The sequence below is a fragment of the Methylobacterium mesophilicum SR1.6/6 genome, from assembly GCF_000364445.2.
GTDB lineage: Bacteria > Pseudomonadota > Alphaproteobacteria > Rhizobiales > Beijerinckiaceae > Methylobacterium > Methylobacterium mesophilicum_A.
In genome coordinates this window covers 206,736-230,244 of the sequence record NZ_CP043538.1, presented here as the reverse complement: position 1 = coordinate 230,244, position 23,509 = coordinate 206,736, and the positions used below count along the sequence as shown (strand labels likewise).

General features: G+C 72.1%; 18 protein-coding genes and 1 pseudogene. 6 read left to right on the top strand and 13 right to left on the bottom strand.

What is annotated here, in order from left to right; translation table 11 throughout:
• Positions 1-11: 11 nt before the first annotated feature.
• The 7 genes from MMSR116_RS01080 to pabB all read right to left on the bottom strand — a co-directional run bounded on the left by MMSR116_RS01080 (position 12) and on the right by pabB (position 6,560).
• Positions 12-1,709, bottom strand: coding sequence for a methyl-accepting chemotaxis protein (locus tag MMSR116_RS01080; protein ID WP_010686809.1), 1,698 nt, complete (start codon positions 1,707-1,709; stop codon positions 12-14).
• 407 nt (positions 1,710-2,116) lie between these two features.
• Positions 2,117-2,653: a ferritin-like domain-containing protein gene (locus tag MMSR116_RS01075; protein WP_010686810.1), complete on the bottom strand. Its 537-nt coding sequence runs from the start codon at positions 2,651-2,653 to the stop codon at positions 2,117-2,119.
• Positions 2,654-2,904: 251 nt separating this feature from the next.
• Positions 2,905-3,093, bottom strand: a complete 189-nt coding sequence (locus MMSR116_RS01070) for a hypothetical protein (RefSeq protein WP_039894605.1) — start codon at positions 3,091-3,093, stop codon at positions 2,905-2,907.
• Positions 3,094-3,219: 126 nt separating this feature from the next.
• Positions 3,220-3,726, bottom strand: a complete 507-nt coding sequence (locus MMSR116_RS01065) for a DoxX family protein (RefSeq protein WP_010686811.1) — start codon at positions 3,724-3,726, stop codon at positions 3,220-3,222.
• Positions 3,723-4,574, bottom strand: a complete 852-nt coding sequence (locus MMSR116_RS01060) for an aminotransferase class IV (RefSeq protein ID WP_010686812.1) — start codon at positions 4,572-4,574, stop codon at positions 3,723-3,725. Before MMSR116_RS01060 ends, MMSR116_RS01065 begins: the two co-directional genes overlap by 4 nt.
• The gene (locus MMSR116_RS01055) at positions 4,561-5,175 is read right to left on the bottom strand and encodes an anthranilate synthase component II (protein ID WP_010686813.1); all 615 of its coding nucleotides are present in this window, start codon (positions 5,173-5,175) and stop codon (positions 4,561-4,563) included. Before MMSR116_RS01055 ends, MMSR116_RS01060 begins: the two co-directional genes overlap by 14 nt.
• Positions 5,172-6,560 (bottom strand): aminodeoxychorismate synthase component I, encoded by a 1,389-nt coding sequence (gene pabB, locus MMSR116_RS01050; protein WP_010686814.1) that lies wholly within the window; start codon positions 6,558-6,560, stop codon positions 5,172-5,174. Before pabB ends, MMSR116_RS01055 begins: the two co-directional genes overlap by 4 nt.
• A gap of 375 nt (positions 6,561-6,935) precedes the next feature.
• Between pabB and rimO the strand changes: the two genes are divergently transcribed.
• The 3 genes from rimO (at position 6,936) to MMSR116_RS01035 (ending at position 9,996) form a co-directional block, all read left to right on the top strand.
• A complete protein-coding gene (rimO, locus tag MMSR116_RS01045; RefSeq protein WP_010686815.1) occupies positions 6,936-8,282 on the top strand; it encodes a 30S ribosomal protein S12 methylthiotransferase RimO in 1,347 nt (448 codons plus the stop codon).
• A 211-nt stretch (positions 8,283-8,493) separates the two neighbouring features.
• Positions 8,494-9,576, top strand: a complete 1,083-nt coding sequence (gene dinB / locus MMSR116_RS01040) for a DNA polymerase IV (protein WP_010686816.1) — start codon at positions 8,494-8,496, stop codon at positions 9,574-9,576.
• A gap of 162 nt (positions 9,577-9,738) precedes the next feature.
• Complete coding sequence (locus tag MMSR116_RS01035) at positions 9,739-9,996, top strand: hypothetical protein (protein WP_010686817.1); 258 nt, start codon at positions 9,739-9,741, stop codon at positions 9,994-9,996.
• A 45-nt stretch (positions 9,997-10,041) separates the two neighbouring features.
• On the opposite strand, the gene MMSR116_RS01030 is transcribed toward MMSR116_RS01035, so the two are convergent.
• The 3 genes from MMSR116_RS01030 to MMSR116_RS01020 form a co-directional block, all read right to left on the bottom strand.
• Positions 10,042-10,242, bottom strand: coding sequence for a hypothetical protein (locus MMSR116_RS01030; RefSeq protein ID WP_010686818.1), 201 nt, complete (start codon positions 10,240-10,242; stop codon positions 10,042-10,044).
• Positions 10,243-10,351: 109 nt separating this feature from the next.
• On the bottom strand, positions 10,352-10,978 hold the full coding sequence (gene pncA, locus MMSR116_RS01025) for a bifunctional nicotinamidase/pyrazinamidase (protein WP_010686819.1): 627 nt from the start codon (positions 10,976-10,978) through the stop codon (positions 10,352-10,354).
• Between the two features lie 9 nt (positions 10,979-10,987).
• Positions 10,988-11,965 carry a quinone oxidoreductase family protein gene (locus MMSR116_RS01020; RefSeq protein WP_010686820.1) on the bottom strand — a complete coding sequence of 326 codons (978 nt, stop codon included), beginning with the start codon at positions 11,963-11,965 and terminating at the stop codon, positions 10,988-10,990.
• A gap of 191 nt (positions 11,966-12,156) precedes the next feature.
• On the opposite strand from MMSR116_RS01020, the gene MMSR116_RS01015 reads away from it, so the two are divergent.
• The 3 genes and pseudogenes from MMSR116_RS01015 to mfd all read left to right on the top strand — a co-directional run bounded on the left by MMSR116_RS01015 (position 12,157) and on the right by mfd (position 16,710).
• Positions 12,157-12,453 carry a succinate dehydrogenase assembly factor 2 gene (locus tag MMSR116_RS01015; protein ID WP_010686821.1) on the top strand — a complete coding sequence of 99 codons (297 nt, stop codon included), beginning with the start codon at positions 12,157-12,159 and terminating at the stop codon, positions 12,451-12,453.
• 25 nt (positions 12,454-12,478) lie between these two features.
• Complete coding sequence (locus tag MMSR116_RS01010) at positions 12,479-12,709, top strand: hypothetical protein (RefSeq protein WP_010686822.1); 231 nt, start codon at positions 12,479-12,481, stop codon at positions 12,707-12,709.
• A gap of 397 nt (positions 12,710-13,106) precedes the next feature.
• Positions 13,107-16,710 (top strand): annotated as a pseudogene (gene mfd / locus MMSR116_RS01005) (transcription-repair coupling factor).
• Positions 16,711-16,782: 72 nt separating this feature from the next.
• Here mfd and MMSR116_RS01000 read toward each other — a convergent pair.
• The 3 genes from MMSR116_RS01000 to MMSR116_RS00990 are packed head-to-tail and all read right to left on the bottom strand — an operon-like array spanning position 16,783 to position 23,508.
• On the bottom strand, positions 16,783-17,682 hold the full coding sequence (locus MMSR116_RS01000; protein ID WP_010686824.1) for a transglutaminase family protein: 900 nt from the start codon (positions 17,680-17,682) through the stop codon (positions 16,783-16,785).
• Positions 17,679-20,216, bottom strand: a complete 2,538-nt coding sequence (locus MMSR116_RS00995; protein ID WP_010686825.1) for a circularly permuted type 2 ATP-grasp protein — start codon at positions 20,214-20,216, stop codon at positions 17,679-17,681. The genes MMSR116_RS01000 and MMSR116_RS00995 overlap by 4 nt, the downstream gene beginning before the upstream one ends.
• Positions 20,217-20,229: 13 nt before the next feature.
• Complete coding sequence (locus tag MMSR116_RS00990) at positions 20,230-23,508, bottom strand: DUF2126 domain-containing protein (RefSeq protein ID WP_010686826.1); 3,279 nt, start codon at positions 23,506-23,508, stop codon at positions 20,230-20,232.
• Position 23,509 lies beyond the last annotated feature (1 nt).

Sequence of the window (23,509 nt, the reverse complement as noted above, 5' to 3'; positions counted from 1 at the left end):
ACCGCCGCCGCTCAGGCGGCCCGCACGGTGCCGAGGAAACGTTCGACCTCGGCCGAGAGCTGTTCGGCGTGGCGTGACAGGTCCGCGGCCGCCGCGAGCACGTGGTCGGCGGCCCGCCCGGTCTGCTCGGAGGCCTGGGCCACGCCGGCGATGTTGCCCGTGACCTCCCGGGTCCCGGCCGAGGCCTGGCCGACATTGCGGACGATCTCCTGGGTGGCCGCCCCCTGCTCCTCCACGGCCGCCGCGATCGTCGCCGCGACGGCGTCGATCTCGCGGATGCGACCCGTGATCGTGGCGATGGCGCCCACCGCCTCGCCGGTCGCGCCCTGGATCTGGGCCATCTGGCCGGCGATCTCCTGGGTGGCCCTGGCGGTCTGCCCGGCCAGATCCTTCACCTCGGCGGCCACGACCGCGAAGCCCCGGCCCGCCTCGCCGGCCCGGGCGGCCTCGATCGTCGCGTTGAGCGCCAGCAGATTGGTCTGGGCCGCGATGCCCGAGATCAGCTGCACCACGCCGCCGACCCGGGCGGCGGCCTCGCTCAGCGCGGCGACCAGCGCGGCGGTCTGATCGGCTTCGCCGACCGCCGTCCGGGCGAGGCCGGTCGAGCCCGCCACCTGCCGGCCGATCTCCTGGACGGACGTCCCGAGTTCCTCGGTGGCGGCCGCCACCGTGTCGACGTTGGACCCCGCCTGTTCGGCGGCGGCCGCCACGGCCGTGGACCGCCGGGCGGTCTCCTGGGCGGTGTCCGACATCCGGCGGGCGGTGTCCTGCAGGGTCGCGGCCGCCGACGAGACCAGCCCGACGAGACCCGCCACCGCCCGCTCGAAGGCGTCGGCCAGGTCCAGCGTGGCGCGCTTGCGCGCCGCGGCGGCGGCGGCCTCGTCCGCGTGCCGCCGCTCCGCCGCCTCGGCCGCGCCGCGGGCGACCATGGCCTTGATCCCCTCGACGGCCCGGCCGACCGCGCCGATCTCGTCCCGCCGCGCCGCTTCCGCCAGCGCGGCGTCGGTCTCGCCGCCCGCCATGCGCTGCAGGGCCGCGACCAAGCGGTCGAGGGGGCGCGTGATCCCGAACACCGCGATCGCGCCGGCGGCGCCCAGGGCGGCGAGCAGCCCCGTCACGGCCGTGGCGATCAGGATGGTGGTGGCGCGCTCCACCTCGGCCTGCGTGGCCTGCTTGCCGTCATCGATCCGGCGTTCCAGCTCCGCGACCTGGGTCTGCATCGCCGCGTGGAAGGCCTTGCGCAGCCCGAGCGCGTCCTTCAGCGCGATCTGGATGGCGGCCTCGCGGTCGTCATCGAGGGCCGCCGTGTTGCTGTTCGCCACGATCTCGAACAGCGGTGCGGCGATCCGGCGGATCTGCTGGGCCTTCTCCGCGTCGTCGGCCGACCGCGACGCGGCGATGAGGCGATCGAGGTCATCGAGCGTCGCCTTCGCGGCCTCGTTGTAGCGGTTCTCGAACGTGGTGAGCTCGGCCTTGGGTTCGCCGATGATGAGGGTGCGGTTCATGAGCGCGGCGTCGCCGAGATGGATCCGGGCATTCTGCAGGCCGGCCAGCCGGACGGTGAGATACTCCGCGACGTAGCCGCTCCGCGCCCTGATCCCGTTCATGGTATTCAGCGCGTAGATGACGATGACTGCGCTCACCAGCGTCGTCATGACGAACGGTATTGTGATCTTGGTCAGTGTTTTTATATTTTTCAGTATATTCATGTCGGGCATGTCCGGAAAGAATGCGCGCGCTGTGTTCGGAAATATCGCATCGTCGGTATCGATAGATCTTTTATGGCGCGGAATCATCACCAGCAAGTCTGAGATCGCCGATCGGTGAATGCTTCCGCCGACCGAAAAAGCTTCCGCTGGCGAGAGTTTAAAGTCTATCGACCGGTTGATCTGCAATCGCTTTGAAATGTCTATGACTTAAAAGCGTCGTGACAGTGTAAAAGACCGATCTCGGTCGGGCCGCATGCTGCCGCGAGCGGATCGGACGATCGCGGGCCAGCAGCTCCGCCCTACGACGTCGTTCCGCGGCGCCCCGACCCCCGGCCCGTCGCACCGGCCCGCAACACGTCCGACGCCGCCGCGTGCGGCAGCGTCGGCGGCGTTCCGGTGGTCGCCGTTCAGGCGGCCTTCCTGCCCTTGCCCTTGGACGGCTCCGCGTCGTCCTCCGCCGCGCCGGCGGCGTTGATCGATTCGGCGATCTTGGAGAGGAGCGCGTCGGTCTTCTTCTCCTCCTGCAGGGTCTCGTCGAGGAGCTGGGCGGCCTCCGCGTAGCCGAGCTGGCCGGCCCAGGTCTTCAGGGTGCCGTAGCGGGCGATCTCGTAATGCTCCACCGCCTGGGCGCAGGCCGCCAGCACCGCGTCGGCGGCCGGGCTGTCCGCGAAGTCGTCGAGGTCCTCCTCCATCTCGGAGACGATCCCCTGCATCGCCTCGCAGGTCTTGGCCCGGGCGGGCTTGCCGATGATCTCGAACACCTGCGTCAGGCGCTCGACCTGCTGGGCGCTCTCCTCGGCATGGGTCTCGAAGGCCTGGCGCAGGTCCGCGTGCTCCGCGGCCTTGGCGGACTTCTTGAGGGCTTTCACGGATTGCTTCTCGGCATAGTAGACGTCCTTCAGGGTCTCGTAGAAGGCGTCGTGCAGCGTCTTCTGCTTGGCCATGCGGTCTGTCTCCGGTGGGGCCGCTCAGGGATCGCGCGGCTTCCGGACGGGGAACGCCGGTCCAGCGGGACGTATCCGGACGATGGCCGGACGATATCTTCGCCCTGTGGAGGAACCTTTTCCCCTAGAGCCGTGCCCGATCGCAACGCGATCGGGCACGGCTCTAGGCCTTTATTGTAACGCGCTGTCTTGCGCCGAACCGGCGTCCACTTCGGCGGAGAGCGCTCTAGGCGCGGGACCCGATCACCCCCTCAGCGCGTCTCGTCGCCGGGGCGCCCCTTCCGCCGCGCGCTCGCCCGCGCCGGGTCGGTGGCGGCGCTGACCGGCTTCGGGCGCAGGCGGTCGAGGACGGCCTCCAGGGCCCGCTCGACGGCGTCGCGATCCGGCACCGTATCCGGCAGGGGCGGGCGCGTCCGGCCCGGGTCTCGGCGCCTCGTCATGTCGCTCGCCCGTATTGTGGCCGGGCGGCACGGTATTCCGTCGCGCGCGGCAGCTGGCCGGCAACATATCGCCCGGGATCCAGGGATCAAAGCCTGCCGTGATCCTGGGATCACAGGATCCTGGGATCACGGTTCCCGGGCGGTTGCTGGCCCGTCGGGCCGCGGAGCTGCGCCTGGCGGCGGCGCGGCCGCGGACATCTTGGTCGCCCCGCGGACAGATCTCGTCCATCCGCGGAACGGCCAGTCGAGCAGCCCGCCGGCCCACAGCGCCATCCAGACGAAGACCGGCTGAAACGCCAGGCGCGGGCCGTGGTACCACCAGGAATCCGGGATGCCCGCCACGTGGACATGCGCGAAGGCGTGCTTGAGATTGGCCGGGTAGACGCAGACCGCGTAGAGGGCGAGGCCGATCGCGGCGGCGCGGCGGAACCGGCCGGTGAGCAGCCCGGCGGCGCCCGCGATCTCGCACAGGCCGGTCGCCAGGATGACGAGACGGGGCTCCGGCACCCAGTCGGGCATCAGCGGCAGCATCGCGTCGGTCGCCACGAGGTGCACCACCCCGATGACGGCGTAGAGCGCCGCGAGCCCGTAGCGGAGCCGGCGCCGCCCCGCCTCGACCGCCGCACCGGTCACGCGACCATCTCCTCCGCCACTTGGCAGGAACGGGCCAGAGCGGCCCGCAGCGCCGCCTTGAGCCGGTCCACCGCCGGATGCCCGGCGCTCCCGAGGGCGGCGTCGCCGATTGCCGTCACGGGGGCGAGGAGCCGCAGGGAATTGGTCAGGACGACCGCTTCGGCCCCCACGATAGCGGGCAAGCTCAGCGACCGCTCCTCCGCGCGCAGGCCGCACGCGGCGGCGCGGGCGAGGATTTCGGCCCGCACGATCCCGGCCAGCACGCCGTCGCTGAGCGGCGGCGTCACCAGGGTCTCGCCGAACAGCGCGAACAGGTTGCCGGTGCCCGCGCAGGCGACGCGCCCGCGCGTGTTGCGGAACAGGGCCTCGTCGAAGCCGGCGGCGGCGGCCTCCCCGGCGGCCAGCACCGCGTCGCCGTAGCCGAGCGTCTTCAGCCGTGCGGCCGGGGAGGTGTCGTTGCGGGCGATCGGCGTCGGCCACAGGCGCAGGGGCGCGAAGGCCACCGCCTTGGTGCTGGCGGCCGCGGTGGCGAACAGGGTGGGATGCGGATCGTCCGGCGGCTTCAGCCCGCGCGGACCGGAGCCGCGGGTCAGCGTGGTCCGGATCGCGAGCCGGTCGCCCTGCCCGGCCAGCGCCCGCATGGCCTGGCGGACCCGCTCCGGATCGACGGGGATCCCGAGCGTGCCCGCGCCGGCCACGAGCCGGGCAACGTGGGCATCCTCGAAGGCCACGCGGCCGCCCAGCGCCAGCGCCGTGTCGAACAGGCCGTCGCCCAGCGTCAGGCCGCGGTCGGTATGGTCGAGGGGGGCCGTGGTGCCGGACGCGATCGCGCCGTCACGCCACAGCATCGCGGCGTCCCTCCGGTCTCTCGCGCCAGGCGCGGGCAAGTCCCAAAAAATTGGCGAACAGGGCGTGGCCGCCCTCGGTCAGGACCGATTCCGGGTGGAACTGGATGCCATAGGTCGGATGGGTGCGGTGCGAGAGCGCCATGACCTCGCCCTCCTGCGAGACCGCGTCGACCGAGAGATGCGTCTCCATCTCGGGGCCGGGGGTCACCACGAGGGAGTGGTAGCGCCCCACCGGCATCGGCGCCGGCAGCCCGGAGAACAGCCGCTCGCCCCGGTGGGCGATCGGCGTCGCCTGCCCGTGCAGGGGGCGCTGCGCCCGCGCGACCGTGCCGCCGAAGGCCGCGCCGATCGCCTGATGGCCGAGGCAGACGCCGAGGATCGGCACCGCGCCCGACAGCTCCCGGATCGCCGGCAGGGAGATCCCCGCCTCCGCGGGGGTGCAGGGGCCGGGCGAGACCACCAGGGCCTCGGGCGCCAGGGCCCGGATGCCGGGGACGTCGAGGGCGTCGTTGCGCACGACCCGGACCGTCTCGCCGAGCTCCTCCAGGTAGCGGACGACGTTGAAGACGAACGAGTCGTAATTGTCGAGGACGAGGATCATGCGAAGGCCTCGAACACGCGGGCGGCCTTGGCCAGGGTCTCGTCGTATTCCGGGCCCGGCTCCGACAGCAGGGTCACCCCGCCGCCGGCCTGCAGGACCGCCTGGCGGTCGTCCATGAACACCGTGCGGATCGCGATCGAGGTGTCGAGGGCCCCGTCGAAGCCGATCCGGCCGATGGCGCCGCAGTAGAGTTCCCGGGCGTCGCCCTCGATCTCCGTGATGATGTCCATGGCACGGATCTTCGGGGCCCCCGTGATCGAGCCGCCCGGAAAGGTCCCTTCCAGGAGGTCGAGGGCGTCGAGCCCGTTGCGGAGTTGTCCGGTCACCACCGACACCAGATGGTGGACGTTGGCGTAGGTCTCCAGTCCGCACAGGGTCGGGACGGCGACGCTGCCCGGCTTGCAGACCCGGGACAGGTCGTTGCGCAGCAGGTCGACGATCATGACGTTCTCGGCCCGCTCCTTGACGCTGGCCTGGAGCGCCTCGGCCACCGCCCGGTCGGCCTCCGGATCGTCCAAGGGGTTGTCCGCGCGGCGGGCGGTGCCCTTGATCGGCCGCGTCTCCACGTGCCGGCCGTCGAGGCGGATGAACCGCTCGGGCGAGGACGAGGCGACGGTCAGGCCCTCCAGTTCCAGGTAGGCCCCGAAGGTCGCCGGGTTGGTGGCGCGCAGGCGCCGGTAGAGGGCGAACGGGTCGAACCCGGCCGGCAGGTCGGCGGTGAAGCGCTGGGCGATGTTGGCTTGGTAGATGTCGCCGGCGCGGATGTAGGCACGGACCTTTTCGACAGCTTCCTCATAACCTTGTCGGTCGAAGTTCGAGTGCCAAGCGAGCGGTTCCGACGGCGCTTCGGAGGTCCCGAGGGGGGGTTCCGCGGCGCCGAGCCGATCCGCGAAGCGGGCGAGCCGCGCCGCCGCGCGGGCCTGCCGGCTCTCCGGGTCGCGTTCGGGAAAGCCGGTGGCGACGAGCCGGCAGGTGCCGGCGGCGTGGTCGATCACCAGGGCCGTGTCGTAGAGGTTCAGGGCGATGTCGTCGGTGAGCCCCGCCCGCCGCGCCGGGGCCGCGACCCGCTCCAGTGCCGCGCCGAGATCGTAGGCGAAGTAGCCGATCGCCCCGCCGGGGAAGGGGTGTTCGGCGTCGGGGTCGATCCGGTACGGCGCGAGGCACGCCCGCAAGGCCGCGAACGGACCGCCCGGGACCGGGTTCCCGTCCAGGGTCGCGCGCTCGTCGCGGTAGCGGAAGCGCGCGAACGGCTCGGCCGCCACGATCGAATGGCGCCCCAGGGAGTCGTGCCGCATGGCGCTGTCGAGGAAGGCGAGCCCGGGCAGGGCGCGCAGCCGGGCGGCCGCCGCGACGGGATCGATGAAGGGGATCTCTCGGGTCCACATGACCGGGTTCGGGCTATCGTCCTGGGCGCGGGTGGGGCGGATCGTGTCACGCTGCCGTCGCACAGGCGATGCCGCGGGGGAAGCGGCAGTTGCACGCAGGGGCCGCCTCGGAGGCGCAGACGGGGCGCGCGCCCGACGCAGGCCGCCGTTCCGCGTCTTCATGTGGGATCTCAGGACCGGCGCGCAAACGCCTTCCGAACAGCCAAGTTTCCGGCTCGACGTCAGACTCGCGCACGAGGCCGGTCACCCCTGCGGCGGCCGGTCTCGCGCCGGGGGCCGGGAGCCTGTATAGAAAGCGCGACCCCGATCCTTTTCGTCCTCAGCTCCGGGCGACCGACCTTCGGTCGCCGGCCGGGACCGCCCGATCCGAAGGCCATGACCGCCACGCCCGCCCCCCGCGGCCCCGCTCCCGGAGCCGCCCCCAAAATCTCGTTCGTCTCGCTCGGATGTCCGAAGGCGCTCGTCGATTCCGAGCGGATCCTCACGCACCTGCGGGCCGAGGGCTACGAGCTGGCGCGCCGGCACGACGGGGCCGACGTGGTGATCGTCAACACCTGCGGCTTCCTCGATTCGGCCAAGGCGGAGTCGCTCTCGGCCATCGGCGAGGCCATGGCGGAGAACGGCCGGGTGATCGTCACCGGCTGCATGGGCGCGCAGCCGGAGGAGATCCGCGAGAAGTACCCCGACCTCCTGGCGGTGACCGGGCCGCAGGCCTACGAGTCGGTGGTGGCGGCCGTCCACGAGGCGGTGCCGCCGGCCCACGACCCGTTCCTCGACCTCGTGCCGCCCCAGGGGATCAAGCTCACCCCGCGCCACTACGCCTACCTGAAGATCTCGGAAGGGTGCAGCAACCGCTGCAGCTTCTGCATCATCCCGTCTTTACGCGGGAACCTCGTCAGCCGCCCGGCCGCCGACGTGCTGCGCGAGGCCGAGAAGCTCGTGAAGGCCGGCGTGAAGGAGCTGCTGGTCGTCAGCCAGGACACCAGCGCCTACGGGGTCGATATCCGCTACAGTGAGAGCCCGTGGCAGGACCGCCAGGTCCGCGCGAAGTTCTACGACCTCACCAAGGAACTCGGCGCGCTCGGGGCCTGGGTCCGGCTGCATTACGTCTACCCCTATCCGCACGTGGACGAGGTCATCCCGCTGATGGCCGAGGGCAAGGTGCTCCCCTATCTCGACATGCCGCTCCAGCACGCGAGCCCGTCGGTGCTCAAGCGCATGCGCCGCCCCGGCAACCAGGAGCGCCAGCTCGACCGGATCCGGAGCTGGCGGCAGACCTGCCCGGACCTCGCGATCCGCTCGACCTTCATCGTCGGCTTCCCCGGCGAGACCGAGGCCGAGTTCGAGGAGCTGCTGGCCTGGCTGCAGGAGGCCAAGCTCGATCGGGTCGGCTGCTTCGAGTACGAGCCGGTGGCGGGCGCCACCGCCAACGCGCTCGGCGACCTCGTGCCGCCGGCGGTGAAGGCCGAGCGCAAGCGCCGGTTCATGGAGACCCAGAACGGCATCGCGCTCCGGCTGCAGCGGGCCAAGGTCGGCAAGCGGCTGCCCATCATCGTCGATGCCGTCGAGGGCGGGGTCGCGAAGGGCCGGTCCAAGGCCGACGCGCCGGAGATCGACGGGAATGTCCACGCCGCCTTCCGGCGCCCGGTGCGGGTCGGCGACATCGTCACCGTGAAGATCGACCGGGCCGAGGCCTACGACCTGTACGGCAGCGTCGCCTGACGGCGGCCCCCGTCTTTGCGAGCGCCGCGAAGCAATCCAGGGTGACGCTACGCTGCCGGGAGGTCCCGCTGCCCTGGGTCGCTTCGCTGCGCTCGCGATGACGGGCGCGGACAGGACTCCTGTTGAGCCCTGACCAATACACCTTGACCCCACCCTCCCGCCGCCGTCTCTGGAACAGAGCAGGAACTCACGGCGGATCTCCGAGGCAGCGATGGATCCGGAGGTCGCGCTCCGAAAAATCATCCACATCGACATGGACGCGTTCTACGCCTCCGTGGAGCAGCGCGACGATCCCGCCCTGCGCGGCCTGCCGCTGGCGGTGGGCGGCTCCCGGGAGCGGGGCGTGGTGGCGGCGGCGAGCTACGAGGCGCGCCGGTTCGGCGTCCGCTCGGCCATGCCGTCGGCCACCGCAAGACGGCTCTGCCCGGACCTGCTGTTCGTGAAGCCGCGCTTCGAGGTCTACCGGGCGGTCTCCGACGAGATCCGCGCGGTCTTCGCCCGCCACACGGCGATCATCGAGCCGGTCGCCCTGGACGAAGCCTATCTCGACGTCACCGAGAATTTTTTTGGACTCCCGACCGCGACGGCCGTCGCCAAGGCGATCCGGGCCGAGATCCTGGAGCGCACCGGGCTCGTGGCCTCGGCCGGGGTCTCGTACAACAAGTTCCTCGCCAAGGTGGCGTCCGACCACAGGAAGCCCGACGCCCTGTTCGTCATCACCCCCGCCATGGGGCCCGACTTCGTGGCCGCCCTGCCGATCGGCCGGTTCCACGGCGTCGGCCCGGTCACCGAGGCGAAGATGAAGCGGCTCGGGATCGAGACCGGGGCGGATCTGCGCGCCTGGACGGTCGAGCGGCTGCGCGAGACCTTCGGCTCCGCGGGGGCCTACTACCACGCGGTCGCCCGCGGGATCGACGAGCGGCCGGTGCGCGCCCACCGGGTGCGCAAGTCGATCGGAGCGGAGACCACCTTCTCGGACGACACCGCCGCCTTCGAGATCCTGGCCGCCCGGCTGGCGCCGCTGTTCGACAAGGTCTGGGCCGGGGCCGACGCCAAGGGCATGCGCGCCCGGACCGTGACCCTCAAGCTCAAGTTCTCGGATTTCGCCCAGGTCACCCGGGCGAAGTCGCTCCCCGGCCCCGTAGCCGACCGGGCCGGCTTGGAGCGGATCGGCCTCGACCTGCTCGCCGGCCTGTTCCCCCTGCGGCGCAGCGCGCGGCTGATCGGCGTGTCGCTGTCGGGCTTCGCGCAGGACGAGCCGGACGGGCCGCTGCAACTCGGGTTAGAACTCTGACGCAGAAGTCAATTTCCGGCTGCAAGTCCTAGTCTATGACCCGGCGCCTATTGTGCGATGTCGCACTTTCGCACCGGCAAGACGTCTCCAGATTGCCGATACGGCGTGCGGCGCCGTACGGATAGGCGCCGCCGGACCTGAACCCCTGCGAGGACCCGCCTCATGTCGAAGCCTGCTTCCCTGGTCGCGGCCTGTGCGCTGACCCTGGCCGCCTCGGCCGGTGCCGCCTTCGCGGACGGCAATTCCGAGTTCAGCGCCTCCAATACGGCCCTGCTGAGGGGCTACACCGCGAGTCCCGGTCGCCTCTATGTGCCGACGACCGGTGACGAGGCTCGGCTCGTGACCGGCTCCGTCGGTACATCCGCCCGCTCGCCCGTCCTGCGGCAGGAAAAGGCACCGGACCGCGTGCCCGTCCGCTGAACGAGCCGCAGATCCGGGCGCTCGTCCAACGCCCGGTGAGGCCGATCAGGCGTTCTTGCGCGGCCGGTGGTCCGGGTCGATGCCGCCGTCGAGCTTCGTCTCGTTGTCCACGTCGCCTTCGAAGGTCGAATCCGCCTGCAGATCCGCGGGATCGGCGCCGCTCATACCCTTCGAGGTGCCGATACCGGGATTGCCCTTGAGATCGGCATCCGTGGGCGTCTCGGTCTTCGGGTGCTTGCCTGACATACTGGCTCCTTGCGGGTGCTGCTGGCAGGCCAACGCCTCGGGACGGAGGCGGTCTCACGCGTCCCGTGCGGCGGTTCGCCTCCCGTACCTGGAGGAGCTCAGCCAAGGCTCAGCCGATCTCCGCCGCCGCGATCCGGCGCACGCCCGCCGCGTCCATCCGCGCCCAGGCCTGCGCGAGCGACCCGTCCACGTCGATCCCCCGCACCGCATCCTCCACCACCCAGACCTCGAAGCCCGCGTCGCTTGCGTCCAGCGCGCTCCAGGCGACGCAGAAGTCGGTGGCGAGCCCGCACAGGGCGACGCGGGTGATGCCGCGCTCCCGGAGCGCCCCGGCCAGCCCGGTGCGGGTCGTCCGGTCGGCCTCCAGGAAGGCCGAGTAGCTGTCGACCCGGGGATCCAGCCCCTTGCGAACCACGAGGCTCGCCCGGTCGGTGGCGAGGTCCGGCGCGAACCGCGCGCCCGGGCTGCCCTGCACGCAGTGCCGGGGCCACAGAACCTGCGGTCCGTAGGGCAGCGCCACGGTCTCGAACGGCGCCCGCCCCGGATGGGTGTCGGCGAAGGAGACGTGGTCGGCCGGGTGCCAGTCCTGCATCAGCACCACGTGCCGGAAGCGGTGCTGGATCGCGTTGATCGGCCCGATCACCGCGTCGCCCCCCGGGACGGGGAGGGCGCCGCCCGGCAGGAAATCGACCTGCACGTCGATGACGAGGAGCAGGTCGGCGCTGCCGGGCGTCACGGCCGGTCCCTACGGCAGCATCACGATCGAGCCGGTGGTCTCCCGGCCCGCGAGGTCGCGGTGCACCTGCTGCGCCTCGGCCAGCGGGTAGGTGGCGTTGACGGCGATCTTCACCGCGCCGTCGCGGACCACCTTGAACAGGCGGGCGGCGGCCTCCTCCAGGGTGGCGCGGTTCGCCGAGAAGGTCGCGAGCGTCGGGCGCGTCACGTAGAGCGAGCCGCGCGGGGCGAGCAGGCCGAGGTCGAGCCCGGTGATCGCCCCGGAGGCCGAGCCGAAGCTCGCCAGCAGGCCGAGCGGCGCGAGGCTGTCCAGCGAGCCCATCAGGGTCGCCTGCCCGACGCCGTCGTAGACCACCGGCACGCCCTTGCCGCCGGTGATCTCGCGCACGCGCTTGGCCACGTCCTCCTCGCGGTAGAGGATGACGTGGTCGCAGCCGTTCTGCTTGGCCAGTTCCGCCTTCTCGGGGCTGCCGGCGGTGCCGATCACCGTGGCGCCGAGGTGCTTGGCCCACTGGCAGGCGATCAGGCCGACGCCGCCGGCGGCCGCCTGCCACAGGATCGTATCGCCGGGCTTCACCGCGTAGGTCCGGTGCAGCAGGTACTCGACGGTGAGGCCCTTGAGCATCATCGCGGCGGCGGTCTTCTCGTCGACCCCGTCGGGGATCGGCACGGCCGCGGAGGCCGGGATCACCGGCTCCTCGGCGTAGCAGCCGTCCGCCACCGAGCCGTAGGCGACCCGGTCGCCGGGCTTGAACTGGGTCACGCCCTCGCCGACCGCCGTGACGGTGCCGGCACCCTCCTTGCCGGGGGTGTAGGGCATGTGCGGGGACTTGTAGGCGCCGGTGCGGAAGTAGATGTCGATGAAATTGACGCCGATGGCGGCCTGCTTGACGCGGATCTGCCCGGGGCCGGGCTCGGCCAGGGGCACGTCCTCGAAGCGCATCACCTCGGGACCGCCGTATTCGTAGACCCGGATCGCCTTCGGCATCGTTGGACTCCCGCTCGCCGCCCCGTCCGGGGGCGTTGGCCTCCGAGATAACGGAGCGTCCGGCGGAGGCAATTTCTTTTTGCCCGCCCACGCTCCGGTTGTAACCCGTCCGGCAGAAGCCCCGTTCTGGATCCGCCGGCCCCGGACGCCTATCTAGGCCCTGCCATTCTCCGAGCCGAGGTCCGACATCCATGTCCGGCACCACCCGCACGAGCGCCGACCTCGATCCGCGCCGCCGCCGACTCCTCTACCGCGCCTGGCACCGGGGCATCCGCGAGATGGACCTGATCATGGGCCGCTTCGCCGATGCCGAGATCGGCGACCTGTCGGAGGACGAGCTCGACCAGTTCGAGGCGCTGATCGAGGTCCCGGACCGCGACCTGTTCAAGTGGCTCACCGGCGAAGTGGAGACGCCCTCGAACTACGACACGTCGGTCTGGCGGCGGGTGCGGGCGTTCCACCGGCACGACGCGCCGATCCATTCCTGAGAGAGCCCCTTCGAGAGAGCCCGCGATGGACGAACCGAAGCCCAATTACGACCACCCGGCCCGGTCGATCGCCACCGAGCTGGTGGTGCGGATCATGCTGGAGATGATGGAGCGCTCCGACCCGGCCCTGCGCGCCGAGATCCTGCGGCAGGCGACGGGCCGGGCCGCCGCGATGACCGAGCACATGCCCAACGCGGATTTCTTCCGCGGCCGGGTCGAGGCGGCGCTGGCGGAGATCGTCGGGCCGGACGCGTGAGCGGCGTGGGCCGCAGGCTTCCGTCGCATCCGATCGAAGCTCTCGGCCATTGAAGCTCTCGGCCGATGCCGCGCGCTGCGTCATCACGCGCGCAGTGAAGTGACCCAGGGCAGCGCGACTTCCGGAGGTGCGGCGCTGCTGGATTGCTTCGCTGCGCGCGCAAAGACGGTGCGGCCGATCTCTTCCGCCTGGAAGAGGCGATCCGCAAGGCGCTCCGGGCCGGGCCATGCGTGTCCCCGAAGCGCGGCCGAACAGCCGTTCCATGCCGCGGCGGAGCCGCCATATAGGGTGCGTTCAGCCGTGACCGCGGGAACGCTTTATCGCGCTGGCCCGATGGGCTAACGCCACCCGACATCTGCCCCTGATGCGCCCGGCGGGATTCCCCGCGAAAGACCCGATGGCCAAGCCGCAACCCAAGCCCCCCGCGTCCGCCCCAGCCCCCAAGCCTCAGGTCGCGCGCTTCGCGCTGCCGAAATCCTCGGCCCTCGCCCGGGCGATCGACGCCCTGAAGCGCGGCGACAGCCCGGTCCTGGCGAACGCCCCGGAGGGCTTCGACGCCCTGGCCCTCGCCGACCTCGCCCGCGCCCTGGCGCCCACCGTCGATGCGCCCGCCGTGCTGGTCCACGTGGCCCGCGATTCCGGGCGCTCCGCCGCGTTCCAGGCGGCTCTGGGCTTCGTGGCGCCCGAGATGGACGTGATGAGCCTGCCGGCCTGGGACTGCCAGCCCTACGACCGGGTCTCGCCGACGACCGCGGTCGCCGCCGCCCGGATGACGGCGCTGGCCCGCCTCGCCCGCACCCGCTCGGCCGAGGACCGGCCGCGCATCCTCTGCACCACCGTCAACGCCCTGGTGCAGCGGGTCCCGCCCCGCACCCACATCGCCCGGGAGGCGTTCTCGGCGGCGATCGGCAACGTCGTGGCGATGGACGACGTGGTGGCGTGGGTCGAGGCCAACGGCTTCCTGCGCACCGGCACCGTGCGCGACACCGGCGAGTACGCGGTCCGCGGCGGCATCCTCGACCTGTCGCCGCCGGGCTTGGCCGCGCCGATCCGCCTCGACTTCTTCGGCGACACGCTGGAATCGATCCGCGCCTTCGACCCGGAGACGCAGCGCACCACCGGCCAGCTCCGCTCGCTGGACCTGATGCCGATGAGCGAGGTCCAGCTCACCACCGAGACGATCCGGCGCTTCCGACAGAACTACATCCAGAGCTTCGGCGCGGCGACCCGGGACGACCGGCTCTACGAGACGGTGAGCGAGGGGCGGCGCTACGCCGGCCTCGAGCACTGGATGCCGCTGTTCTACGACCACCTCGACACGCTGTTCGACTATCTCGGCGGCGTGCCGCTGGTCTTCGACCCGCAGGTGGAGGACGCCGCCGCCGAGCGGATCGCCCTGGTCCAGGACTACTATCAAGCCCGCGAGGGCGCGATGAAGACGCCGCAGGCCGGCGTCGCCCCCTACAAGCCCCTGCCGCCGCGCGCCCTCTACCTGACGCCGAACGAGCTCAAGGAGCGGATCGCCACCGCCACCGTGGCGCGGCTGACGCCCTTCGCGCAGCCGGAATCTCCCGAGCGTGCGGTCATCGATTGCGGCGCGAAATCCGGACGGAACTTCGCCCCCGAGCGGGCCGACGAGAACGCCAGCGTGTTCGACGCCGCGGTGGCGCATATCCGCGACCTCCAGGGATCCGGTCATCACGTGATCCTGGGAGCCTGGTCCGACGGGTCGCGCGACCGGCTCTGCGGCGTGCTCACCGACCACGGCCTCAAGAAGCCCGTGGCGATCACCCGGCTGACCGACGTCTACGCGCTGAAGCGCGGCACCGACGCGGCGGTGGCGGTCTGGGGCCTGGAGGCGGGCTTCACCGCGGGCGAGCTGGCCGTCGTCTCCGAGGGCGACATCCTGGGCGACCGGCTGGTCCGCCAGAAGCGCAAGGCCAAGCGGCCCCAGGACGTAATCCTGGAGGTGCAGGCGCTCCAGCCCGGCGACATCGTGGTCCATGCCGACCACGGCATCGGCCGTTTTTCCGGATTGAAGACGATCCACGCGGCCGGCGCCCCGCACGATTGCCTGGAACTCGCCTATACCGGCGGCCTGCTGCTCCTGCCGGTGGAGAACATCGAGCTCCTGACCCGCTACGGCTCGGAGGATTCCGAGGTCGCCCTCGACCGGCTCGGCGGCGGCGCGTGGCAGGCCCGCAAGGCCAAGATGAAGCGCCGCATCCTCGAGATGGCGGGCGAGCTGATCAAGGTCGCGGCCCAGCGCTTCGTCAAGAAGGCCCCGTCGCTCAAGGCGCCGGAGGGCCTGTACGAGGAATTCGCCGCCCGCTTCCCCTTCGAGGAGACCGAGGATCAGGCCAACGCCATCGACGCGGTGCTGGACGACCTCAACGCCGGCCGGCCGATGGACCGGCTGGTCTGCGGCGATGTCGGCTTCGGCAAGACCGAGGTGGCGCTCCGCGCGGCCTTCGCGGCGGCGATCGCCGGCAAGCAGGTGGCGGTGATCGTGCCCACCACGCTGCTGGCCCGCCAGCACTACAGGACCTTCGCCGAGCGCTTCAAGGGCCTGCCGGTCGAGGTGGCGCAGCTCTCCCGCTTCGTCTCCGCCGGGGAGATGAAGCAGACCCGGGCCGGGACTCATCGCCGGCACCGTCGACATCGTGGTCGGCACCCACGCGCTGCTCGCCAAGAACATTGCGTTCAAGGATCTCGGCCTGATCATCGTGGACGAGGAGCAGCATTTCGGCGTGGCCCACAAGGAGCGGCTGAAGGCGCTCCAGGCGGACGTGCACGTGCTGACCCTCTCGGCGACCCCGATCCCGCGCACGCTCCAGCTCGCCATGACGGGCGTGCGGGAACTGTCGATCATCGCCACGCCCCCGGTCGACCGGCTGGTGGTGCGCACCTTCGTGACGCCGTTCGACCCGCTGACCATCCGGGAGGCGCTGCTGCGCGAGCGCTACCGCGGCGGTCAGGCCTTCTACGTGGTGCCCAGGATCGAGGATCTCGCCGAGGTCAAGAAGTTCCTCGACGCCGAGATGCCCGAGATCAAGGTCGCGGTGGCCCACGGCCAGATGGCGGCGGGGCAGCTCGAGGACGTGATGACCGCCTTCTATGAGGGCAAGTTCGACGTGCTGCTCTCGACCACGATCGTGGAATCGGGCCTCGACATCCCCACCGCCAACACGCTGATCGTGCACCGGGCCGACATGTTCGGTCTGGCCCAGCTCTACCAGCTGCGCGGCCGCGTCGGCCGCTCGAAGGCCCGCGCCTACGCGCTGTTCACGACGCCGGCGAACCGCCAGCTCACCGCCCAGGCCGAGCAGCGCCTCAAGGTGCTCCAGAGCCTCGACACGCTGGGCGCGGGCTTCCAGCTCGCCTCCCACGACCTCGACATCCGCGGCGCCGGCAACCTTCTCGGCGACGCCCAGTCGGGCCACATCAAGGAGGTCGGCTACGAGCTCTATCAGCAGATGCTGGAGGACGCGGTGACCGCGCTCAAGGCCGGCATCGAGGACGTGCCCGAGGAGGCGTGGTCGCCGACCATCGCGCTGGGTGCCCCGGTCACGATCCCGGAGGATTACGTCGAGGATCTGGGGGTGCGGCTCGCGCTCTACCGGCGGCTGGCCACCCTCCAGGACGATGCCGAGATGGAGAGTTTCGGCGCCGAGATGATCGACCGGTTCGGGCCGCTGCCGCCGGAGGTGGAGCAGCTCCTCAAGATCGGCACGATCAAGATCCTGTGCCTCAAGGCCAACGTCGAGAAGGTCGAGGCCGGCCCGAAGGGCGTGGTGGTCCATTTCCGCGACCGCTCCTACGCCAACCCGCAGGGGCTCGTGGCCTTCGTCGCCGAGCAGGCGTCGTTCGCGAAGGTGCGGCCCGACATGAGCGTCGTGTTCGTGCGCGAGCTCAACACCGTCCCGGCGCGGCTCAAGACCGCCACCGAGGTGCTGCGCAGCCTCGTGAAGATCGCCGAGCGGGGGAAGAAGGCGGCGTGAGGGCAGGGGACTTGAGGGCAGGGGACTTGAGGGCAGGCGGGCGCTGCCCCCCGCGCCCGTCTCCGGTGGCCGTCACCCGACCAGCGCGAGATCCTGCGTCTCGGTGTCGGGAATGACGTCGACCTCGACCTTGAGGCGCTGCTTGCCCGAGCCGCTGACGATGCCGTCGACCGGCGCCACGTCGCCGTAGTCGCGGCCGCGGGCCACCACGATGTGGTCGTCCCGCACCGCGACGCCGTTGGTCGGGTCGAGGCCGAGCCAGCCGTCGCCGCACCAGACCGCCACCCAGGCGTGGCTCGCATCCGCGCCCCGCAGGCGCGGCCGGCCCGGCGGCGGCACGGTGCGCAGGTAGCCGCTGACATAGGCCGCCGGCAGGCCCATGCCGCGCAGGGCCGCGATCATCACGTGGGCGAAGTCCTGGCAGACCCCGGCCCGCAGCGCGAAGGATTCGGCGAGCGGCGTGTAGACGGTGGTGGCCTTGGCATCGAAGCGGAAATCCTGGCGGATCCGCAACATCAGGTCATGGGCCGCCCCGTAGGCGCTGCGGCCGGGCGCGAAGCTGGCGCGCGCGTAGTCGGTGACCGCGGGCAGCAGCGGGACGCGGCCGCTCGGGAACAGGAAATGGACCGGCGCCCGGCCGCCGAGATCACGCCCGGCCACCACGCCCGCGCGGACCTGCTCCCAGGGGATCCCGGATTCCGGCGGCGGTGGGGCCGGACGCTCGACCCGCACGGTGGAGAGCGCCTCGACGCTGAAGGTCGTGTGGGGCACCTCGAGGGTGAGCGCCACCGCGTCGATCCCGAAATAGTCGCGCCGCATCACCGCCCGGGTGGGGCTCGGATCGATCGTGACGGCGCTCGCCAGCACGCTCTGCCCCTCGCCGTCCTGCGGCTTGAGCCGCAGGGTGCAGCGGGCGAAGTGCACGGGCTTGCCGTAGCGGTAGGTGGTGCGGTGGCGCAGCGTGTAGATCACGCGAGCCCCGTCAGCTTCTCGGGACGCAGCGCGTTCGGCCCCGTGGGGAAGTAGCGGGCCGCGATGCCGTCGGCGAGGCGCTCCAGGTCGGTTCCGAGGGCGGTGAGGCGTACGGCGTCGAAATCGGCGGCCTCGCCGCTGCGCAGCTCCGACAGGATGCGGATGGCGAGGCGGCGATGGGGCTCGGGAATGCCGTCCGCGGCCAGCGCCGGCAGGTCGGCGAGGTGCCGGGTGATCGCCTCCGCCTGGAAGGCGATCGAGCGCGGGTTGTAGGGATCGAGAAGGACCATGTCGCGGACCGGGTCGAGGGCCGCCCCCTGCAGGTAGCGGCGCCCGTAGCTGATCTGCGAGTCGCTGAGCGACAGCATCACCCCGAGGCAGCCCGGCGTCGCCTCGTCGTTGGCGAAGGCCAGCGCGAAGGCGCAGGTGTTGATCGCCCGCTCGATCCGCCGGCCGAGTTCGATGAAGTGCCAGCCCTCGGCGCGGCTCATGTTCTCGTGGGTGAGGCCGGCGAGCGCCGCGAGGTGGCTCAGGGCCCGCTCGGCGCGGCCCGCGAGCTGCGACTCGGTGAAGGCCCGCTCGGCGTTGAGGGACAGGAACTCGTTCAGGTCGGCCAGCACTCGCCAAGCCTCGCCGGACAGGCGGGCGCGGAGCGCGGCGGCGTTGCGGCGGGCCGCGCCGATGTGGGACCGGGCCGAGCCCGGCCGCTCGCGCCCGGCGAGCGCCTCCTGGGCGAGGCGGGCGGTGGGCAGGTCGGCCGCGCCGGTGGCACCCCAATCGTGCAGGAGGGCCCGGAGTGCCAGGGCCGCCGGGGTGTCGAGGGCGCCCGAGATGTCGGTCCCGACCGCGTCGCCGACGCTGCGCAGATGGGCGAGCACCAGCCGGATCACCGCCTCGCTGCGCTCTAGGTAGCGCCCGAGCCAGAACAGGCCGTCGGCGGCCCGGGCGGGGAGGTGGCCGCCGACCCGCCGCACCCGCGGGGCCGCCTGCGCGCCGATCAGGGGCGCGGCGACCGGCTTCTCCGACAGGACCCAGACATCCGCCGAACGGATGCCGAGCCGCAGCTCGATCGGGTCGACATCCTCGCGCTCCGCGACCCGGCAGAAGCCGCCGGGCATCACCTGCCAGCCGAGCGGCGTCCGGGTGGCGAAGACGCGGACCACGAAGGGGCGGGGCACCAGGGAAAGGCCGTCCGCGCCGCGCCCCCACCCCGGCATGGTCGAGAGCGGCGCGGCCTCCTGGGCGACGTAGTCGAAGGGCCGGTCGCGCAGGGCCGCCACGACCCGCTCCCGCTCGGCCGCCAGGACCGGACCCGCCAGGATCGCGTCGCGCCCGGCCCCGCGCTGGGGCGTGGCGGCCGGGCGCAGGGTCAGGCTGTCGAGGTTCGCCTGGGCGTGCGCGAGACCTTCGAGATCGCCGCACCACCACGCCCGCGGATGGCCGAGCCGCAGGGGTTCGCCGAGCACCCGGCGGGCGATGCCGTCGAGGTAGGGCGCGAGCGCGGCCGATTCGACGAGTCCCGATCCCGGCATGTTGGCCATCACCAGGGAGCCGTTGCGCAGGGCCTCCAGGATGCCCGGCACGCCGAGCCGCGAGGCCGGGTTCAGCTCCAGGGGGTCGAAGAAGTCGGCGTCGATCCGCCGCCATAGGGCGTCGGCGCGCTTCAGGCCCGAGACGGTGCGCACCTGCAGGCGTCCGTCCTGCATGACGAGGTCGTCGCCCTCCACCAGCATCAGCCCGAGATAGCGGGCGAGCGCCGCCTGCTCGACATAGGTGCTGCTGTAGGGCCCCGAGGTCAGCAGGCAGATCCGCGGGTCCGACCGCTCGGCGCCCAGGGCCAGGCCGTCGCGGAACGCCTGGAAGAAGGCCGGCAGGCGCTCGACGTGGAGATCCTGGACGAAGTCCGGAAACGTCCGGGCCAGGACCATCCGGTTCTCCAGCGCCCAGCCGAGGCCCGAAGGCGCCTGGGTCCGGTCGGCCAGCACCTGCCAGCGGCCGTCCGGGCCACGGCCGAGATCGGCGGCGTAGAGCTTCAGGTAGTGGCCGCCGGGGGGCGTGACGCCGTGGAGCGGGTGCAGGAATTCGGGCGTGCCGGCCACGATCGCGGCGGGCAGGAGCCCGTCGGCGACCAGCCGGCCCGGGCCGTAGACGTCGGCGAGGATCGCCTCCATCAGCTCCGCGCGCTGGACGATCCCGGCACTGAGCGCCTCCCACTCAGACCCCTCGATGACCAGGGGCAGGCAGCCCAGAGGCCAGGGATGCTCGCGCTGGTCGCCGGCGATGCGGAACGAGATGCCCGCGTCCCGGATGTGCCGCTCCGCCGCGACGAACCGGGCCATGATCTCCGGCTCGGTGAGGCTGCCGAGTGCGTCGAGCAGGCGCGGCCAGGCTCCGCGGGGCTGTCCGTCCGGGCCCAGGAACTCGTCCGGCCGGCCGGGGGCGGGGCGGTACCCCGCGGCCCAGCGGGCGACGCGCGCCCGCGGATCCTCCGCCGGCTCGGCCCGGGCGGGGCTCGCCGCGAGCGCCGCCTCCATCACCGTCTCCCGGTCATTGCGGGGCCGGTGTCCGCAGGTCGAGGGTGAGCGGGAACTCCGCGCTCGATTCCGCCCGGGGCATCTCCACCCGGCCCGGGGTGTGGCCGTGCGGCTGGAACCGGGCGAGGCGCCGCCCCTCCGCCTCGTAGGCGTTGACCGGATGGGTCTCGTAGTTGCGCCCGCCCGGATGGGCCACGTGGTAGCGGCAGCCGCCCAGCGAGCGCCCGCTCCAGGCGTCGAGGATGTCGAAGGTGAGCGGCGCGTGGGCGGGAATGGTCGGGTGCAGCGAGGAGGCCGGCTGCCACGCCTTGAAGCGCAGGCCCGCCACGGCCTCGCCGCCGCGGCCGGTGGAGGTCATGGGCAGGCGGCGGCCGTTGCAGGCGATGACGTGCCGCTCCGGCACGAAGCCCTCGACCTTGACCTGCAGCCGCTCGACCGAGCTGTCGACGAAGCGCACGGTACCCCCGCTGGTCCCTTCCTCGCCCATCACGTGCCAGGGCTCCAGCGCCTGGCGCAATTCCATCCGGACCCCGCCCTGCTCGACCGTGCCGAAGACCGGGAAGCGGAACAGGGCCTGCGCCTCGAAGGCGACCGGATCGAAATCGTACCCCGCCGCCCGGAGATCCTCCAGCACCCCGAGGAAGTCGGACCAGAGGAAATGCGGCAGCATGAACCGATCGTGGAGGTTCGTGCCCCAGCGGACACAGCCACCGACCTGCGGCTCGCGCCACAGCCAGGCCACGAGGGCGCGGAGCAGCAGTTGCTGGGCGAGGCTCATCCGGGCGTCCGGCGGCATCTCGAAGGCGCGGAATTCCAGGAGGCCGAGGCGCCCGGTCGGCCCGTCCGGCGAGTAGAGCTTGTCGATGCAGATCTCGGCCCGGTGGGTGTTGCCGGTGACGTCCACGAGGATGTTGCGGAACACCCGGTCGACCAGCCAGCGCGGGATGTTGGGCGCGTCGGGGGCGGGGATCTGGGCGAGGGCGATCTCCAGCTCGTAGAGCCCGTCGTGGCGGGCCTCGTCCATGCGCGGGGCCTGGCTGGTCGGGCCGATATAGAGGCCCGAGAACAGGTACGAGAGCGCCGGGTGGCGCTGCCAGTAGAGCACGAGGCTCTTCAGCAGGTCGGGCCGGCGCAGGAACGGGGAATCGTCGGGCGTGACGCCGCCCATGACCACGTGGTTGCCGCCGCCGGTGCCGGTGTGGCGCCCGTCGGTCATGAACTTCTCGGCGCCGAGCCGGGTCTGGCGCGCCTCGCCGTAGAGGTCGGTGGTGATGGAAACCGCCTCCCGCCAGGAGGCGGCCGGGTGGACGTTCACCTCGATCACGCCGGGATCGGGGGTGACCTTGATGACGCCGATCCGCGGGTCGTAAGGCGGCTCGTAGCCCTCGATCTGGATCGGCAGGTTCAGCTCCGCGGCCGTCGCCTCCAGGTGGGCGGCGAGCTCGAGGTACTCGTCGACGCGCTGCACCGGCGGCATGAACACCCGCACCACCCCGTCCCGGGGCTCGATCGACAGGGCCGTGCGCACCGCGACGCCGGTGATCCCGGAGCCGTTGGCCGTCGTCGCGCCGGGATGGCCGTCGGGCAGCGCCGCGCGGGGTTCCAGCGGGTCCTGCGGCTGGTAGTAGGGATAGTGCTCCGGCGGCACGTAGGGCAGGGACGACAGGGGCAGGCGGAAGCCCACGGGGGAGTCGCCGGGCACCAGGAAGGCGGCGCCGCGCCGGAATTCCCACGTCTCCGAGATCCAGACGCGGTCGGCATCGCCGTCCTGGCCGGTCGGCAGGCTGGCGAGCGGCAGGACGTAGCCCGCCGCCTCGCCGAGGCCCCGCGCGTAGACCCGCTGGATCCGCGCATCGAACTCGGCCGAGCCGGACCGGGCCTCTGCGGGCGTGACGTTGACCGAGAGCGCCGCGACCTTCTTCTCCCAGAGCTCGCCGTCCTCGAAGGCCGGCATGACGTAGTCCGCCAGGCCGAGGCGGCGGGCCAGCCCGTCGGCGAGCGCCTTGGCCTGCGCGATGGTGGCGGTCCCCTCCGCCCCGGGCGCCGCCTCCGGGGCGATCAGGTCCGGGTTGCGCCAGATCGGCCTGCCGTCCTTGCGCCAGTACAGGGCGAAGGCCCAGCGGGGCAGGCTCTCGCCGGGATACCACTTGCCCTGGCCGTAATGGAGCAGGCCCCCGGGGCCGAACCGGTCGCGCAGGCGCCGGATGAGCTGGTCGGCGAGCCCCCGCTTCGTGGGTCCGACGGCCGCGATGTTCCACTCGGGCGATTCGAAATCGTCCACCGACACGAAGGTCGGCTCGCCGCCCATGGTGAGCCGCACGTCCTGCGCGGCGAGGTCGGCGTCGACCCGCTCGCCCAGCGCGTCCATGGCCGACCAGACCGCGTCCGAGAACGGCTTGGTGATCCGCGGCGTCTCGGCGACGCGGGTGATGCTCATCCCGAAGTCGAAGGTCGTCTCGGCGGGCTCCATCGCCCCCGAGATCGGCGCGGCCGAGTGGTGGTGCGGCGTCGCGGCGAGCGGGATGTGGCCCTCGCCGGTGAGCAGGCCCGAGGTCGCGTCCAGTCCGACCCAGCCGGCGCCCGGCAGGTAGACCTCGGCCCAGGCGTGCAGGTCGGTGAAGTCGGCCGACGCGCCCGTGGGGCCGTCCACCGCGGTGGTGTCGGGGACGAGCTGGATCAGGTAGCCGGAGACGAACCGGGCGGCGAAGCCGATCCGGCGCAGCACCTGCACGAGGAGCCACGCGGAATCCCGGCACGACCCGCTCCTGAGCCGCAGGGTCTCGGCGGGGGTCTGGACGCCGGGCTCCATCCGGACGCCGTAAGCGGTCTCCCGGGCGATCAGGCCGTTCAGCGCCACCAGGAACTGGACGGTGTTGGGCTCTTCCGGAAGGCGGGCCAGCAGCGCCTCCATCTCGGGGCACTCGGCATCCACGGCGGCGCGGTAGGGCGCCAGTTCCTCCGCGAGGTCGGCGTGGTACGGGAAGGGATGGGTCTGGGCGTAGTCCTCCACGAAGAAGTCGAACGGGTTGATCACCGCCATGTCGGCGGTGAGGTCGACCTCGATCTTCAGCTCGTCGGTCTTCTCCGGGAAGACGAGGCGGGCGAGCCAGTTGCCGCTCGGGTCCTGCTGCCAGTTCAGGAAGTGGTTGGCGGGCGTCACCGTCAGCGCGTAGGCCGGGACCTTGGTGCGCGCGTGCGGGGCCGGGCGCAGGCGGATCACCTGGGGACCGAGGCTGATCGGCCGGTCGTAGCGGTAATGCGTGACGTGGTGCAGGGCGGCTTTGATCGACACG

What these genes read in the sequence shown, in the direction of transcription:
- MMSR116_RS01080 (WP_010686809.1), bottom strand. Translation starts at nt 1,709, where the DNA reads ATGAATATACTGAAAAATATAAAAACACTGACCAAGATCACAATACCG.
- MMSR116_RS01075 (WP_010686810.1), bottom strand. Translation starts at nt 2,653, where the DNA reads ATGGCCAAGCAGAAGACGCTGCACGACGCCTTCTACGAGACCCTGAAG.
- MMSR116_RS01070 (WP_039894605.1), bottom strand. Translation starts at nt 3,093, where the DNA reads ATGACGAGGCGCCGAGACCCGGGCCGGACGCGCCCGCCCCTGCCGGAT.
- MMSR116_RS01060 (WP_010686812.1), bottom strand. Translation starts at nt 4,574, where the DNA reads ATGCTGTGGCGTGACGGCGCGATCGCGTCCGGCACCACGGCCCCCCTC.
- MMSR116_RS01055 (WP_010686813.1), bottom strand. Translation starts at nt 5,175, where the DNA reads ATGATCCTCGTCCTCGACAATTACGACTCGTTCGTCTTCAACGTCGTC.
- pabB (WP_010686814.1), bottom strand. Translation starts at nt 6,560, where the DNA reads ATGTGGACCCGAGAGATCCCCTTCATCGATCCCGTCGCGGCGGCCGCC.
- rimO (WP_010686815.1), top strand. Translation starts at nt 6,936, where the DNA reads ATGACCGCCACGCCCGCCCCCCGCGGCCCCGCTCCCGGAGCCGCCCCC.
- dinB (WP_010686816.1), top strand. Translation starts at nt 8,494, where the DNA reads ATGGATCCGGAGGTCGCGCTCCGAAAAATCATCCACATCGACATGGAC.
- MMSR116_RS01035 (WP_010686817.1), top strand. Translation starts at nt 9,739, where the DNA reads ATGTCGAAGCCTGCTTCCCTGGTCGCGGCCTGTGCGCTGACCCTGGCC.
- MMSR116_RS01030 (WP_010686818.1), bottom strand. Translation starts at nt 10,242, where the DNA reads ATGTCAGGCAAGCACCCGAAGACCGAGACGCCCACGGATGCCGATCTC.
- MMSR116_RS01020 (WP_010686820.1), bottom strand. Translation starts at nt 11,965, where the DNA reads ATGCCGAAGGCGATCCGGGTCTACGAATACGGCGGTCCCGAGGTGATG.
- MMSR116_RS01015 (WP_010686821.1), top strand. Translation starts at nt 12,157, where the DNA reads ATGTCCGGCACCACCCGCACGAGCGCCGACCTCGATCCGCGCCGCCGC.
- MMSR116_RS01010 (WP_010686822.1), top strand. Translation starts at nt 12,479, where the DNA reads ATGGACGAACCGAAGCCCAATTACGACCACCCGGCCCGGTCGATCGCC.
- MMSR116_RS00995 (WP_010686825.1), bottom strand. Translation starts at nt 20,216, where the DNA reads ATGGAGGCGGCGCTCGCGGCGAGCCCCGCCCGGGCCGAGCCGGCGGAG.